This is a genomic window from Lysobacter korlensis, from assembly GCF_042434515.1.
Genome location: NZ_JBHLTG010000002.1, coordinates 501,592 through 515,811, shown reverse-complemented (window position 1 = coordinate 515,811; position 14,220 = coordinate 501,592). Strand labels below are relative to the sequence as shown.

The 14,220-nt window shown below is 67.4% G+C and carries 11 protein-coding genes; 6 read left to right on the top strand and 5 right to left on the bottom strand.

Annotated features, from left to right (window positions below):
* Positions 1–100: 100 nt before the first annotated feature.
* Positions 101–1,105: a LacI family DNA-binding transcriptional regulator gene (locus ACFFGH_RS11875; protein ID WP_386668482.1), complete on the bottom strand. Its 1,005-nt coding sequence runs from the start codon at positions 1,103–1,105 to the stop codon at positions 101–103.
* A gap of 184 nt (positions 1,106–1,289) precedes the next feature.
* Between ACFFGH_RS11875 and ACFFGH_RS11870 the strand changes: the two genes are divergently transcribed.
* On the top strand, positions 1,290–2,645 hold the full coding sequence (locus tag ACFFGH_RS11870; RefSeq protein ID WP_386668480.1) for a glycoside hydrolase family 172 protein: 1,356 nt from the start codon (positions 1,290–1,292) through the stop codon (positions 2,643–2,645).
* 2 nt (positions 2,646–2,647) lie between these two features.
* Positions 2,648–3,937, top strand: coding sequence for a glycoside hydrolase family 32 protein (locus ACFFGH_RS11865; RefSeq protein ID WP_386668478.1), 1,290 nt, complete (start codon positions 2,648–2,650; stop codon positions 3,935–3,937).
* Between the two features lie 56 nt (positions 3,938–3,993).
* Here ACFFGH_RS11865 and ACFFGH_RS11860 read toward each other — a convergent pair whose 3' ends face one another.
* Positions 3,994–4,836, bottom strand: a complete 843-nt coding sequence (locus tag ACFFGH_RS11860; protein ID WP_386668476.1) for an alpha/beta fold hydrolase — start codon at positions 4,834–4,836, stop codon at positions 3,994–3,996.
* A gap of 105 nt (positions 4,837–4,941) precedes the next feature.
* Here ACFFGH_RS11860 and gatB point away from each other — a divergent pair, with 105 nt between their 5' ends.
* Together gatB and ACFFGH_RS11850 are read left to right on the top strand one after the other, a co-directional pair.
* Entirely contained in the window at positions 4,942–6,498 is a 1,557-nt protein-coding gene (gene gatB, locus ACFFGH_RS11855; RefSeq protein WP_386668474.1) for an Asp-tRNA(Asn)/Glu-tRNA(Gln) amidotransferase subunit GatB, read from the top strand.
* A 44-nt stretch (positions 6,499–6,542) separates the two neighbouring features.
* Entirely contained in the window at positions 6,543–7,685 is a 1,143-nt protein-coding gene (locus ACFFGH_RS11850) for a DUF4062 domain-containing protein (protein ID WP_386668472.1), read from the top strand.
* Positions 7,686–7,821: 136 nt separating this feature from the next.
* Here ACFFGH_RS11850 and ACFFGH_RS11845 read toward each other — a convergent pair whose 3' ends face one another.
* The 3 genes from ACFFGH_RS11845 to ACFFGH_RS11835 all read right to left on the bottom strand — a co-directional run bounded on the left by ACFFGH_RS11845 (position 7,822) and on the right by ACFFGH_RS11835 (position 11,555).
* Positions 7,822–9,450: an AAA family ATPase gene (locus tag ACFFGH_RS11845; protein WP_386668470.1), complete on the bottom strand. Its 1,629-nt coding sequence runs from the start codon at positions 9,448–9,450 to the stop codon at positions 7,822–7,824.
* 219 nt (positions 9,451–9,669) lie between these two features.
* Positions 9,670–10,338: a response regulator gene (locus tag ACFFGH_RS11840; protein ID WP_386668468.1), complete on the bottom strand. Its 669-nt coding sequence runs from the start codon at positions 10,336–10,338 to the stop codon at positions 9,670–9,672.
* Positions 10,335–11,555, bottom strand: a complete 1,221-nt coding sequence (locus ACFFGH_RS11835; protein ID WP_386668467.1) for a sensor histidine kinase — start codon at positions 11,553–11,555, stop codon at positions 10,335–10,337. Before ACFFGH_RS11835 ends, ACFFGH_RS11840 begins: the two co-directional genes overlap by 4 nt.
* 152 nt (positions 11,556–11,707) lie before the next feature.
* On the opposite strand from ACFFGH_RS11835, the gene ACFFGH_RS11830 reads away from it, so the two are divergent.
* Positions 11,708–12,499 (top strand): ABC transporter ATP-binding protein, encoded by a 792-nt coding sequence (locus tag ACFFGH_RS11830; protein ID WP_386668465.1) that lies wholly within the window; start codon positions 11,708–11,710, stop codon positions 12,497–12,499.
* Positions 12,484–14,181, top strand: a complete 1,698-nt coding sequence (locus tag ACFFGH_RS11825) for a hypothetical protein (RefSeq protein ID WP_386668463.1) — start codon at positions 12,484–12,486, stop codon at positions 14,179–14,181. The genes ACFFGH_RS11830 and ACFFGH_RS11825 overlap by 16 nt, the downstream gene beginning before the upstream one ends.
* The last annotated feature ends 39 nt before the right edge of the window (positions 14,182–14,220 follow it).

The following is a 14,220-nucleotide window of genomic DNA, read 5'->3' as shown; positions in this document are numbered from 1 at the left end:
TGCGTGGTTTGAACGCTGTTCATCGAAACGTTTGCGCGAATCGATTGCCCGACGATAAGCGCGGTGCGTGCCCGGTGTCAAGCGGTGGTGCGCGTGTCGCTCAGCCGACCTGGATCCGGTGCTCCTCGGTGGAGGTGCGCAGCTCCACGGTCTGGCGGAGGCGCATGGTGCGCGGACTGCTCTGCGGGCTGGCGCTGCGGTCGATGAGGAGCTTGACCGCCGCCGTGCCCATCTCGAAGGCCGGCTGCCGCACGGTCGTGATGGTGGGCGAGAACAGGTCCGAGTGGGTGAAGCCGTCGTAGGTGGCGAACGCGAGGTCTTCGGGAACGCGCAGACCGGCGTCGCGCATGCTCTCCAGTGCGGTCACCGCGAGCGGCGTGCTGCACGCGATGACGCAGGTGTACGCCCCGCCCCGGAGGTGGCCGATGAGGGCGGACCTCAGCTCTGCATCGTCGTGGCCCTCGAGGATCGCCTGATCGCGCAGTCCCTCCGACGGCATCGCGTCGAAGAAGCCCTCGAGCCGCTCGCGCAGGGTCGGGACGCGCGTGTCGCCTGCCAGCACCGCGATCCGCCGATGTCCGCTGGAGTGCAGGTGCGTCGCCAGGCGCCGCATGCTCTCGCGGTTGTCGGCGCCGACCTGGTCGAACGGAGAGTTGTCGGCGAGGCGGTCGAGCAGCACCACCGGCGTCGCGGCGTCATCCAGATAGCGGGTGAGCGCTGGGCTGGACTCCGCGCAGCGGGCGATGATCAGGCCGTCGACCCGCCGCTCGAGGAGCGCGCGCACGGCGCGCATCTCTCGCGCTGGGTCCTCCGCCGAGTTCGCAAGGACCAGGGTGAGATCGTGGTCCACGGCGCCCTGCTCGACTCCGTGCACCATCCCCGCGAATGCCGGCTCGCCCGCGTCGGAGACGACGAGTCCGATGCTGTCGGTGCGGGAGCGGCGCAGCGCCCGGGCGAGCGCATCCTGCCGGTATCCGGTCTTCTCGATCGCGTCGAGCACCCGTCCGCGGGTGGCCGGCTCGACATTCCGCGTGCCGTTCAGCACGTGCGAAACGGTGGAGGTTGACACCCCGGCGAGCTGGGCCACATCGACGATCGTCACCATATCTGCCGCGCCTCGTTCAATCGTTTGTTTCGACGCCGCCGATGCTCCGGCGGGCGTCACCTTCCGGAAACCGTAGCGACTGTGTCGCGGTTGCACCAGGCGGCACGCTGTGCGTAAGATCGCGGCCATTGCGCAAACGTTTCGATGCGCGCCGGGCCACCGTGGTCTCGGGGAAGGGCGGACCATGAACGAATCAACCACGCCGGGGGGCTTGCTCGGTGACCTCACGCGGCACCGTCCGGGCAGATCGGCCAGGGCGTCCAGCTATGACCAGACGGGTCGCAACCGCGACAACTGGATCATCATGCCGGGGGAGGAGCGCACCCTCGCGGAGATCGAGGGACCGGGCTTCATCACGCACATCTGGATGACGCAGTCCTGCCGCATCCAGCCCGGCCCCGGGCAGATCGCGCCAGAGGCGGTCGGCGTGCCGATGCTCGAGATCCACAACGCGCTCGGCGTGAGCTGGGAGGTGGTCGACCCCGACTACTACCGCAAGGTGCTGCTGAAGATCTACTGGGATGACCAGGAGACCCCGAGCGTGCTGGCGCCGCTCGGTGACTTCTTCGGCCTGATGAACTCGCTCTCCGGCACCTACGACTCGCTGCCGCTCTCCGTCTCGGCGAAGGAGCCCGAGCTCAACACCTTCGGCGGCAGCGCCGCGTTCAACAGCTACTTCCGGATGCCGTTCGGCAAGCGGGCGCGGGTGGTGGTCGAGAACCAGAACGACATCCCGTACCTGCAGTACTTCTACATCGACTACGAGCTGGCGCCGGAGCCGCTGCCGGAAGAGACGGTCTACTTCCACGCGCACTGGCGGCGGGCGCTGCCGAACCAGGGCTGGGGCCCCGACCTGCAGGCCAACAGCATCGAGACGACGGTCCCGAACCTCGACGGGGCCGGCAACTATGTCGCGCTCGAGACCGAGGGCCGCGGGCACTACGTCGGCTGCAACCTCGCGGTGCGCCACTTCCAGGGGTCCTGGTGGGGTGAGGGCGATGACATGATCTTCATCGACGACGACAGCTGGCCGCCGAGCCTGCACGGCACCGGCATGGAGGATTACTTCGGCCACGCCTGGGGCATGCAGCGGAACGCGTTCCAGTTCAACGGCACCATCGTGCACGAGGAGGACGTCCCCGGGTTCCACCACAGCTACCGGTTCCATCTCGTCGACCCGATCCGGTTCGAGAAGCGGATCAAGGTGACGTTCGAGCACGGACACGGCAACCACCTCTCCGACGACTGGTCGTCCACCGCGTACTGGTACCAGACGCTGCCGTCGCCGCAGCTCACCGTTCCGCCAGTGGAGCAGCGGCTTCCGCTGCGCCCGGTGGACCGGGTGATCGAGGCGCCGCTGCCGGAACTGACCGATGCGCAGCGGGCCGCCCGCGAGGCCGCCGGCGCGCGGATGGAGCGCTTCGTCGCCGCCCGCGACGAGCTGCGCGAGCAGCGCCGGCGTGAGGTCGACGACTGGGAGCGCGGAAACCGCGACCAGGCGCGCGCCATCCGCCGCCGCTACGACGAGAGGAACCAGTGACGATGCGCCCCGCCATTCACTTCACCGCCGAGACCGGCTGGATCAACGACCCGCACGGCGTCACGTTCGCCGACGGCCGGTACCACCTGTTCCACCAGTACGTGCCCGGCAGTCTCGTCTGGGCGCCGAACTGTCATTGGGGGCACGCCACGAGCGCGGATCTGCTCAGCTGGCAGCGGCAGGGCATCGCGATCGCCCCCGGGGACGGCGACGACGGCATCTGGACCGGCAGCCTCGTGCATGACGCCACCGGTCCCCGGATCCTCTACACGTCGGTCACGCAGCCGGACATCGGAATCGGCCGGGTGCGCACCGCAACGCCGGCGGACGGCGCCTGGAACTCCTGGGTCAAGGGCGACGTCGTGGTCGAGTCGCCGGCGGACCTGGACCTCCTCGCGTTCCGTGACCCGTTCGTCGTCCGTGAGGCCGACGGGTGGCGGATGTTCATCGGTGCCGGAACCCGCTCCGGGGATGCGCTTGCGCTCACCTACACCTCCGCGGATCTGGACCGGTGGGAGTACGACGGTGTCGCCCTCGAGCGATCCACGAACGAGCGCGAGCCGGTGTGGATGGGCGCGCTGTGGGAGTGCCCGCAGGTGTTCGAGGTCGACGGGCGCTGGGTGATGGTCAGCTCGGTCTGGGACGACGACGTGCTGTTCTACGCCGGGTACGCGGTCGGCGACTACGCGGATGGCCGGTTCACGGCGGAGAGCTGGGGGCAGCTGAGCTTCGGCGGCTCGTACTACGCGCCGTCGTTCTTCCGCGATGCCGACGGTCGTCCGTGCCTGATGTTCTGGATGCGCGGCGTCGCTGACGCGGAGGCCGGGTGGAGCAGCGCGCTCAGTGTTCCCCACCTGCTCTCCGTACGCGATGGGCGCCTTGCCGCCGAGCCGCATCCGAAGCTCGCCGAGAAGCGCGGGACACCGTTGAATGGGAATGACCTGCGCGGGTTCGGCGACGCGGTCGTGGAGCTGGAATGGGACCCGGTCGACGACGGATCCCGGCTCTCCTTCAGCGCCGACGATGCGGAGGTCGCCTCGATCGGATCGGTCGGGGACGCCCTGGTGCTCCGCCGCACGGGTGAGTCGGATTGGTCGATGCCCTACACCGGCGGAGCGGTGCGGGTGCTCCTCGATGGACCGGTGCTCGAGATCGCGACCACGGACGGCCTGCTCGGCGGCCCGGTTGCGCAGCCGACCGCGATCGAGTCGACCGGTGGCGAGTTGTCCGCCTGGCGACTCGACGTCGCCCCGGCAGCTGCCGAGGAACTCGACGCGGTGACCGCAAGCTGAGCACCCGCCCGGTCGCTGGGCAGTGACCCGGTCCCTGAGCCTGTCGAAGGGAGCCGTCACCCGGCCGTGATCAGCAAGTCGTTGATCATGGTTGCGACGAGGTCGGAGTTGTCGGGGTCGAGCTCGGCGCCACCGGCGCCCACCGTCGTGATCCCGCTGTGATCCCACTGCTCCGCGGTGTTCACCATGGCTTTGTCGTAACCGGCGTATTTCGGCCCGCAGAAGTCGTCGCCGTCGTCGCACTGCCCGACGGTCGAGATCAAGATCGAGAACGGCACCTGGCCCGGTGCCGGCGCCGAAGCGATCTGCTCACTCGAGGCCGCGAAGTCGATGCCCTCGTCGTTCTCGCCGGTGTAGTACGCGTCCACGGCGGCTTCCTGCTCGTCGTCCATCCGCCCGAACATCAGCTCCTGCGCCCAGTCGTACCGTGGGACAGGATTGATCGCCACCACGCCCGTCACGTTGTCCAGATGGGTGCGCGCGTAGTGCTGAACGAACATGCCGCCCGCTGAGTGGCCGACCAGCACGAACGGGCCCGGCACACCTGCGGCTTGCAGCAAGGCGTCGAGATCCGCGCTGATCTCCTCAGCCGTGCGGGGCACCTCCGCAGGGTCGCTCACCCCGACGTTCGCTCGGTCGTAGGAGCAGACGTGGGTGTCGGAGCCGAGCGCTGCCCGGATCGGCTCCAGCGCGTCCGAGCCCTGCCCCTCGCCGCTCTCCAGTAGAACGGTGGGTCCACGGGAACCGGTGCACTTGAGGTGCAACTCACGCTCGCCGACGGAGAACCTGCCGTCGATGGGGCCCAGCTCCGGAGGAGGCGTGGCCTCGGGTTCCCCACCCGCCGCGCATCCGGAGAGCAGCAACGTCACGGCCAACGCCGCAACCGTCCAGCGCTTCATATCGGGCTCCCGATCTCGCTGGCTCAACCAAACCACCGCCTCCGGTGGCTGTCGAGAGGCTTTCGCTATGAAATCACCCTCCGCACTGGTCCGTAGGATTGACCCGTGGCGCGCACTGAACTCATGGATTACGACCAGGCCCTCGAACTCTTCGAGCCGGTGATCGGCCTCGAGGTTCACGTGGAGCTCTCGACCCGCACCAAGATGTTCTCCGACTCGCCGAACCCGGCCTTTGGCGACGACTTCAGCGCCGAGCCGAACACGCTCATCACCCCGCTCGACATCGGCCTGCCCGGCAGCCTCCCGGTGGTGAACGAGCAGGCGGTGAAGTACGCGATCTCGCTCGGCCTCGCGCTCGGATGCCAGATCGCCGAGTCGAGCCGCTTCGCGCGGAAGAACTACTTCTACCCCGACCTCGGCAAGAACTACCAGATCAGCCAGTACGACGAGCCGATCGCCCACGACGGCGAGGTGGAGGTGGAGCTCGAGGACGGCCGCATCTTCACCATCCCGATCGAGCGCGCGCACATGGAGGAGGACGCCGGCAAGCTCACCCACGTCGGCGGCGCCACCGGCCGCATCCACGGCGCCGAGTTCAGCCTCGTCGACTACAACCGTGCCGGGGTGCCGCTGGTCGAGATCGTCACCCGGCCGATCTTCGGTGCGGAGCAGGATGCGCCGGCGCTCGCCGCGGCGTACGTCTCCACTATCCGTGACATGGTGCGCGCGCTCGGCGTCTCGGAGGCGCGGATGGAACGCGGAAACCTCCGCTGCGACGCGAACGTGTCCTTGCGGCCGCGCCCTGCGGCCGTCGACGCGTCGGGAAACCCGGTCGCTGAGCCTGTCGAAGCGCCCCTCGGCACCCGAACCGAGACCAAGAACGTGAACTCGTTCCGGTCGATCGAGCGGGCGGTGCGCTACGAGATACAGCGGCAGGCAGCGATCCTCGCTGGGGGCGGCACCATCACGCAGGAAACCCGACACTGGCACGAGGACACCGGCACCACCTCACCCGGCCGGGTGAAGAGCGACGCGGACGACTACCGCTACTTCCCAGAGCCCGACCTGCTGCCAGTCGTGCCGACCCGTGAGCTGGTCGAGGAGCTGCGCGCAGCGCTGCCCGAGGCGCCCGCGGTGCTGCGCCGTCGGCTGAAGAGCGACTGGGGCTTCTCCGACGAGGAGTTCCGCGACGTGGTGAACTCCGGCCTGATCAGCGAGATCGTGGAGACGGTGCGCGAGGGCGCGGCGCCCTTCCAGGCGCGGAAGTGGTGGCTCGGCGAGATCCTCCGCATCGCGAACGCCACCGCCGTCGACGCGTCCACGCTGGTGTCGCCGAAGCACGTCTCCGAGCTCATCGCCCTGGTGGAGAACGGCGACCTCACCGACCGACTCGCCCGGCAGGTGCTCGAGGGCGTCATCGCGGGGGAGGGCGCCCCGCACGAGGTGGTCGAGGCCCGCGGCCTGAGGGTGGTCTCCGACGACACCGCCCTGATTGCAGCGATCGACGAGGCCCTCGCCGCCCAGCCCGACGTGCTGCAGAAGATCCGCGACGGCAAGGTGCAGGCCGCCGGCGCGATCATCGGCGCGGTGATGAAGGCAATGAAGGGGTCCGCGGATGCGGCGCGCGTGAGGGAGCTCGTGCTGGAGCGGGCGCAGGGGTAGCCCACTCCGACCCGTGTTAGCCGTCTTCTGCAGGAGGTAAGTGAGTGACGAACCCGCCCCAGGTGAGATACCAGGTGTTCATCAGCTCGACCTACCTGGATCTCCAAGAGGAGCGCCAGGCAGTCACCTCGACCCTTCTAGAGTCTGACGCTTTCCCGACGGGAATGGAGTTATTCCCGGCCACAGACGACGACGCTTGGACCTTGATCAAACGTGTAATCGACGAAAGCGACTATTACCTGCTGATCCTGGCTGGGAAGTATGGGTCTGTTCACGAGCTCGAAGGCGTCGGCTTCACCGAACGCGAATATGACTATGCCACTTCGGTTGGGAAGCCGGTCATGGCCTTCCTTCACGCCGATCCGGACTCTCTGCCGGCCGCGAAGACTGAGAAGCAAGAAGCGATGCAGCTGCGGCTGGCGGCCTTTCGGAATAAAGTGAAGGCTGCGCGGCACGTGAAATTCTGGACGTCGCCAGACCACCTTGCGGGTCAAGTTGCGCTCACATTCAACAAGTTCGTGAAGCTCTACCCGGCGGTGGGGTGGGTCCGCGCCGATCAGGCGGCGTCCACGGACACTCTGCGGGATCTGGCGAAAGCTCACGCTCAATTGCGGGAGCTTGAAGCGCAATTGGCGAGAGGGGCTGCCGAGCCACCAGCAGGAGTCGAAGAACTGTCGTCGGGCGCTGAACAGCTGACGATTCCTGTTTGGGTAAGTGGCGCACCGAAGCTAACTGACGGCGCAAGAGGAAAAGCCCAAAGCAAGTGGGTTTCTATAGCCACTACCTGGGATGACATATTGGCGGCGATAAGCGCGCGCCTTCTAGTTGAAGCCGAAGAAGCCGAAATCAGAAGCATCCTCGTCGAGTGGATGAAGTACAACTTCCTCGACGATTTGACGAACCCACTCGCCGACGCGGCCAAGGCGGGCGGGGAGGGCGTGAAGCGAAGTGCCGTGCCTTTCTCCTTCAATGTCGATCTGAAACCGGTCGAAGTCGGAACGATCTTGTTGCAACTAAAGGCGCTCGGGCTGATCACGAGAAGCGAGCGGAGACGCAGCGTGAGTGATACGGGCATCTACTGGAGCCTGACGCCTCTTGGAGAGCAACAGGCAGTGAAAGTACGAGCAATCAAGAAAGGGGAGAAGCGGAAAGGCCACGGCGTGTCCGCGGTGCCGACACCCAACTAGCCACCGTCGCTTGAAGCACGATAAGCCTGGAAGCGTGGGATTGTCACCGGTGACAACCGCGACTTCGGAAGGCTCGTTCGATGAGCGGTTACGAGGGAATCAAGCGGTTTCGGGCGAGTCGAGCGGGTACGTGTCGTCAGCCACCTTCCGTCGGGCCGGATACGCACTCGCTCAACTCTGCGTAAACCGTCAACCCCGGGCGTAGAAGGGGCGCCATTGTGTCACGCGCGAACGCCTCAGCAGTGCTGCCGGCACCTTGAAGGGACAGAAGCCGACGAAGCCCTTCGGCGATGGAGCCTGACGCACGCTTCACGTCGTCAGGGTCATTGCCGCGCTGCACGCTAGAGGTAAGCGCATCCGACTTGACTCTCAGAGCGTCCGGAGTCCGTTGCGGTTGTTCCACCTCCGCACAGAGAGCGGCAATCACTTCGTCGTCAAACAGGAATGCCTCAAGGTGTCTGCGACTGAGGACCCGAGTACCTTGCCTCTCGAGGAGGGCGATCTCGGCGTCGCTTCTGAAATCACGGTCAATCACCCGTGAAACGATCGTGCCTGGTGCGATGGTTTGGATCGCGCGACCGATTCCCAAACGATCATTTGCGGTGTCCGCGGAATTACCGACCGAGAGGAAGTCGGTCTCAGGATGCTCGGCTGCGAAGATTATCCGGTAGCACTGAGCGTCAAATGCCGCCTTCGCATCTTCGCCAACAGTGGGCGGGCGCCCCTCACATAGCACCACTCGCTCGGGAGCGACAAGGGATGCAAGGTCGCCAAGAGCGACGTTGAGGGTTCGACTCCAGAAATCGCGGGACGGCTTGATAGGGGTCAGGGTGACCGGAGAGTCGAAATCCAGTCCTTCCATATCCAAGAAGCAAACGCTTGCGAAGTCAGCTTTCGACAGCTCCCAAGCCTGGCGCATGAAGCCGATGCTGTGGCTCGCGAGCCACAGCTGACTGTTATCAGGAACCAAGCTGTAGAGAGCGGTCAGGAGCTGAGCCTGAATTCTCGTGTTCAGGTGGGTCTCGGGCTCGTCAATGCACCAGATGGTGTCGTCGAAAAATTCGCTCTTGATGACGGCGTCCAGAATCAAATCGAAGGCGGCCTTCTCACCAGCGGACAAGTTCTTGTAGAGGAAGCGCGGAGAGGCGCCTTTCTCGAAATAGAACGTGCCTTCCGTGCCGGTTTGGCCCCCGATCCCGCCTACACCCGTAAGTACTAAGTCGGGAAAGACCGACAACATCGATGTTCGGACGCGCCCGATTATCCGATCACGTATCTCGCCTTTAGTCATCGTGTCCGGGAGACTTTGGTCGTACACACCATCGATCGTCTGCATGATGAGCCGTTGGTAGTTTTCGGAGACGGTGACGTCGTTATCAATCATCCGAGAGACTCGACTAGTTTCGAGCGGCGACGCAAGCCGGTTGAAACGCGACACATTGAAATCTGCCTCGTTGCGAAAGGCCGTCCGCGTGTAGATCAGCTTCTTGCGATCCTCTGCACCAGCGGGAAGGGGCTCGTGAAACTCCACGCGCACGCGTTCAGTCCAACTGGCGCTGGCCGCTCCCGCCTTGGTGCCATAGCTCTCGTCCCAGTTGCCCCCAACGCCGCCGTTGTACCAATGCCACGTCTTCAATCCATCAAAAAGGGAAGACTTGCCCGACCCGTTGGGGCCAGCCAATACAACCAATTTCGCCGTGGCCGGCAGACTAGTGATCGTCGCGTCGGTGAATCGCTTGAGACCTCTTAGATGGATCGACGACACATGCACACTTGCTCCTTGGCGGCCTAGAATCCACTGCCGTTTAGCAGTCGGGCAGAAAGAACCCCGGCCATGCCATCGTATTGGCCGTACTCAGCCCGGATTTCGCTGAGAGACGAGCGGTGAAAATTCGGACACTCGTCCTCCTGCATTCAGAAAGTCGGCGAGCTGAGGCTCGTGCTTCGTTCGAGCCCGGGTTCGCTAAGGGGCGTCCACGATGCGTTATGGACGGGCATCGTGCGCAAGGATCGCCAGTTGGATGCGGTTGTCGAGGGAGAGCTTCGTCAGCGCGCTGGAGATGTGCGCCTTGACGCTGCCGTGGGAGAGGAAGAGGCGCTCGGCGATCTCGGCGTTGCCGAGGCCCTCGGCCACGGCCAGTGCCACCTTGCGCTCGCGGTCGGTGAGTGGCGCCAACGGGTCCACCGAGGGAGCCGGCGGGCGCAGCTCGGATGCGGCGACGTGGTCGATGAGCTGGCGCAAAACGTCGGGGGAGACGGTCGGCTGACCAGCCGCCGCCGTTCGGATCGCCGTGACGATCTCTGAGGGCGGCGTGTGCTTGAGGAGAAAGCCGGCGGCACCGGCCCGAAGTGCGTCGAGCACGGTCGCGTCGGTGCGGAAGGTGGTCAGCACGATGACGGCCGGCATCGATGGCAGGGCGGCGTCGCGCAGGCGGCGGATCGCTGAGATGCCGTCCACCCGGGACATCCGCACGTCCATCAGCACCACGTCCGGCGACCAGGACCGGACGGCGTCCAGCACCTCGTCGCCATCCGAGATGTCACCGACCACCTCGAGGTCGGGTGCGCCGCCGAGCATCAACCGGAGGCCCGCTCGCACGAGCGCGTCGTCGTCGACGATGAGCACGCGGATGGCGTCGGGGGTGGCGGTCATGGTGTCCCGATCGGCAGCTCGCCGGACAGGGCGAAGATGCCACCGGTCAGCCCGTGGCGGAGTTTGCCGCCGTCGATCCGCACCCGTTCGGTGAGGCCCGCGAGGCCGGCGCCGGCGCCCGGGATCTCCGTCGCCGTCAGTCCGAGCGCGACCGGGTTGGTCACCTCCACTCGCAGCCGGCCGTCGTCACCACGGATGGCGACCGAGACGGGGGAGTGCGGCGCGTGCTTGCGGGCGTTCGTGAGGCCCTCCTGCACGATGCGGTACGCGGTCCGCTGCACCGACGCGCGCGCGTTCTGCACCGCGGCCTCGTCGATCGTCATGTCGACGTGCTGCCCGGCCCGCCGAGCTTCGTCGATCAGGTCGCGGACATCCTCCAGCCGCGGCTGCGGGCGGGAGGCGCCGAGGGGCGACGCGGACTCGTCCTCCCGGAGCACCTCCAGCAGCTCACGCAACTCCTCCACGGCGAGGTGCGCGTTCTCGCGGATCACCACAGCGGCGTCGTGCACCTCCTCCGGGCTCATCGGCCGGTGACCGGGGTCGGCCGCCGACTTCGTCCGGAACTCCAGCGCCCCGGCGTGCACCGAGAGCAGCGAGATGCGGTGGGCGAGCACGTCGTGCATCTCTCGGGCGATCCGCTCGCGCTCATCCCGCCGGAGCGTTGCCAGCTGGGCGTTGTACCGCTCACGGTCCGCAACGGCCGCCCGTTGGAGCCCCTCGATCACCTGCTGGCGGGCACGGGCGAGGAGCCCGACGCTCAAGGTCAGCAGATAGAGGAGGGGGATGAAGATGAGCCAGGTGAGCCAGTCCATGCCGGGCACGTCGACCACCCAGTGGTACGGGAGGGCGAGCGCGAGATGCACTCCCACCACCGGGATCGATAGCCGCGGCGACGCCGAAGCCCCGAGCCGGTAGACGGCGGCGACCACCGCGAGACCGGCGGTGATCGACAACGTTCCGGGGATGATCATCAGCACCCCGATAAGCACCGGATGCTTCCGCGCCCACCACAGCGCGACGGAGGCCACCACGCCGAGCGCGATGTCGACGCCCCAGTACCACTGCGGAAGCCGCGCGAACTCGCCGAAGCCGAAGGAGTTTGCGAGCACGTACAGCAGCGCGATCGCGATGAGCACCACGTCGAGCGTCCGGGCGCGCCCGGTCAGGGCCGGGAGCTCCGCCTCCGGCGACCGGGGCTGCGACACGGCCTGCCTCATGCTCCGAGGATACGAAGGATGCGGGCGCCGCTCCACGGCTCGGGCCCGCGATGGCCGCCCGGCCGGAAATCTGGCCGGTCGGCCAGACGGATACGCGCATTGTGGCCTGGCAGCGGATGCGGCGCCCGCCGGGTCCGGAGGACACTGGCGGCATGGCAGCTGCAGACACCTCAACCCTGGAATCGGAGCACGCGCTTGAACTCGTCGACCTGCGGCGCGAGTTCGCCGACAAGGTGGCCGTCGACGACGTGAACCTGCGGGTGCCGCGTGGCTCCTTCTACGGCCTCGTCGGCCCGAACGGCGCCGGCAAGACCACCGCCCTGTCGATGGCGGTGGGCCTGCTCCGCCCGAGCGGCGGGCAGGCGTTCGTCGAGGGCGTCGACGTGTGGCAGGACCCGGTGGAGGCGAAAAAGCACCTTGGCGTCCTGCCCGACGGGCTCGCGCTGCCCGAACGGCTCACCGGCGGCGAGCTGCTCACCTACTGGGGCCGGTTCCGCGGGCTCGACGCGCAGGTGGTCGCGAGCCGCAGCGCCGAGCTCATCCGCCTCCTGGAACTGGAGGAGGCGGAGGCGCTCGGCACCCTCGTGGGTGAGTACTCCACCGGGATGCGCAAGAAGATCGGGCTTGCCACGGCGCTGCTGCACGCGCCGAGCGTGCTGGTGCTCGACGAGCCCTACGAGGCGGTCGACCCGGTCTCCGCGCGCGTGCTCACCCGCATCCTGCGTCGCTTCACCGCGACCGGCGGCTCGATCGTCATCTCCAGCCACGTGATGAGCCTCGTCGAGTCGCTCTGCGACCGGGTCGCGATCATCGCGAACGGCAGGGTCGTCGCCGACGGCACGCTCGACGAGGTGCGAGGTGGCACATCGCTCGAGGACCGCTTCGTCGAGCTCGTCGGCGCCCGCGACATCGACGAGGAGGAGCTGTCGTGGATCGGCTCCTGATCGACCTCAAGTTCGCGCTCCTCCGCAACAGCTCCAAGGGCCTCCGGATCTTCGGCTGGATCGTCGGCGCCGCGCTCGTCGTCGCCACCTGGGCTGCCGCGGTGCTCGCCAACGGCGACGAGGTGCGCTCCACCGTGCTCACGCTGCTCTTCGCCGGCTGGGCGGTCGGCGCAGGTCTCGGTCCCGTGCTGATGAGCGGCAGCGGGGTGCTCCGCCCCGACTACTTCACCCTGCTGCCCATCGACGGACGCCGGCTCAGCCGGGGACTCCTTGCCACCGTGTTCGTCAGCATCGCCTCCGCGTTCGTGCTGCTCGCGTTCCTCGCCGCTGCCGTGCACGCGGTGCTGCTCGATCCGGCCACCCTCGCGCTGGTGCTGATCGGCGCCCCGCTCACCTGGATCTTCGCCGTCACCCTGTCACGCCTCATCTACGGACTGCTCGGCGCTGCCATGCGGTCGAAGATCGGCGTCGAGATCGCGGCGATCCAGTTCGGGCTGATGTTCGCCGCCATGTTCACCGGATGGATCGTGGTGTCGGCGACCGTGAACAACATCCCGGTGCTGCTGCAGAACGGGCCGCCGGAGGGGCCGATCACCGCGGTGCTGAACGGGTTCCCGAGCTCGTGGCCGGTGCTCGCCCTCGAGCAGGCGGCCGCCGGGAACTGGGGCGGCGCGGTGCTGCTGCTCGCCGCCCTCGCCGCGCTCGATGGGCTGATGATCCTCGCCACCATCGCGCTGCTCACCCCGCGGACGGATGTCTCGGCGCGGCGGCGGCGCGGACGGCGGCTCTCACCCGGCCTCGTCGACGGCGGCGGGCTGCTGCCGAAAACGCAGCTCGGCGCTGTGATCGGCAAGGAGTACCGGCAATGGACCCGCGATCCGTGGCGAGCGCTCGAGGTGCGCACCGGCATCTGGACGGGACTCGCCATCGGGTTCTTCGCGCTGGCCGGCGGGGAGTTCGCCGCGGTCGCCGCATTCGGCGGACTCATCGTCGCGTTCATGATGGGCATCGCCGGGCTGAACGTCTACGGGCAGGACGGCAGCGCCGTCTGGCAGCAGATCGTCGGCCAGGACGCGACCTCCGTCCGCTCGGATGTGCGCGGCCGGCAGTGGGCGCTCCTGCTGGTATTCCTGCCCTGGACCCTCGCCATCACCGTGCTGTTCCTCGTGCTGAGCGGGCACTGGTGGGTCACCCCGGCCGTCGCCGCCCTGCTGCCGGCGCTGTTCGGCTCGGGAGCCGGTGCGGCGATGATCACCTCCGCCGTCGGCGTCTCACCCGGGGTCGACCCACGGCGCCGGGTCGGGCCGAACGACGCGAACGGCAACATCGGCCTGCACCTCTGGGTGGCGATGCTGCTCATCTCGATCGGCGCGGCTCCCACCGGTGCGCTCGCGGTGTTCAGCCTGCTCAACCCGTCCGGCTGGCTGACCGCCGCCACCGTGGTCGTCGGTCTGCTGAACGGATGGCTCGCCGCCTGGCTCTTCGGACGGATCGCGATCGCCTACCTCTCCACCCGCATGCCCGATGTGTTCACCCGCATCCGCTACGGGCAGGTGTTCCGCGAGAGGGGCGGGGGAGTGCTCGGCTGGATCGAGGGTGCGACGCTCGCCGGCGAGCAGAAGGCGCAGGCGTACAAGCAGAAGCAGCGGCAGGCGAAGATCGCGGCCGGCAAAGACGGATGACGCGGGCCTCGGCTGACGGATTACCGTGGGCTGGTTTCG

Bases quoted from the DNA above. Each gene is read 5' to 3' on its own strand.
- ACFFGH_RS11840 (WP_386668468.1), bottom strand. From the start codon at position 10,338: ATGACCGCCACCCCCGACGCCATCCGCGTGCTCATCGTCGACGACGAC.
- ACFFGH_RS11860 (WP_386668476.1), bottom strand. From the start codon at position 4,836: ATGAAGCGCTGGACGGTTGCGGCGTTGGCCGTGACGTTGCTGCTCTCC.
- ACFFGH_RS11835 (WP_386668467.1), bottom strand. From the start codon at position 11,555: ATGAGGCAGGCCGTGTCGCAGCCCCGGTCGCCGGAGGCGGAGCTCCCG.
- ACFFGH_RS11875 (WP_386668482.1), bottom strand. From the start codon at position 1,105: ATGGTGACGATCGTCGATGTGGCCCAGCTCGCCGGGGTGTCAACCTCC.
- ACFFGH_RS11870 (WP_386668480.1), top strand. From the start codon at position 1,290: ATGAACGAATCAACCACGCCGGGGGGCTTGCTCGGTGACCTCACGCGG.
- ACFFGH_RS11865 (WP_386668478.1), top strand. From the start codon at position 2,648: ATGCGCCCCGCCATTCACTTCACCGCCGAGACCGGCTGGATCAACGAC.
- ACFFGH_RS11830 (WP_386668465.1), top strand. From the start codon at position 11,708: ATGGCAGCTGCAGACACCTCAACCCTGGAATCGGAGCACGCGCTTGAA.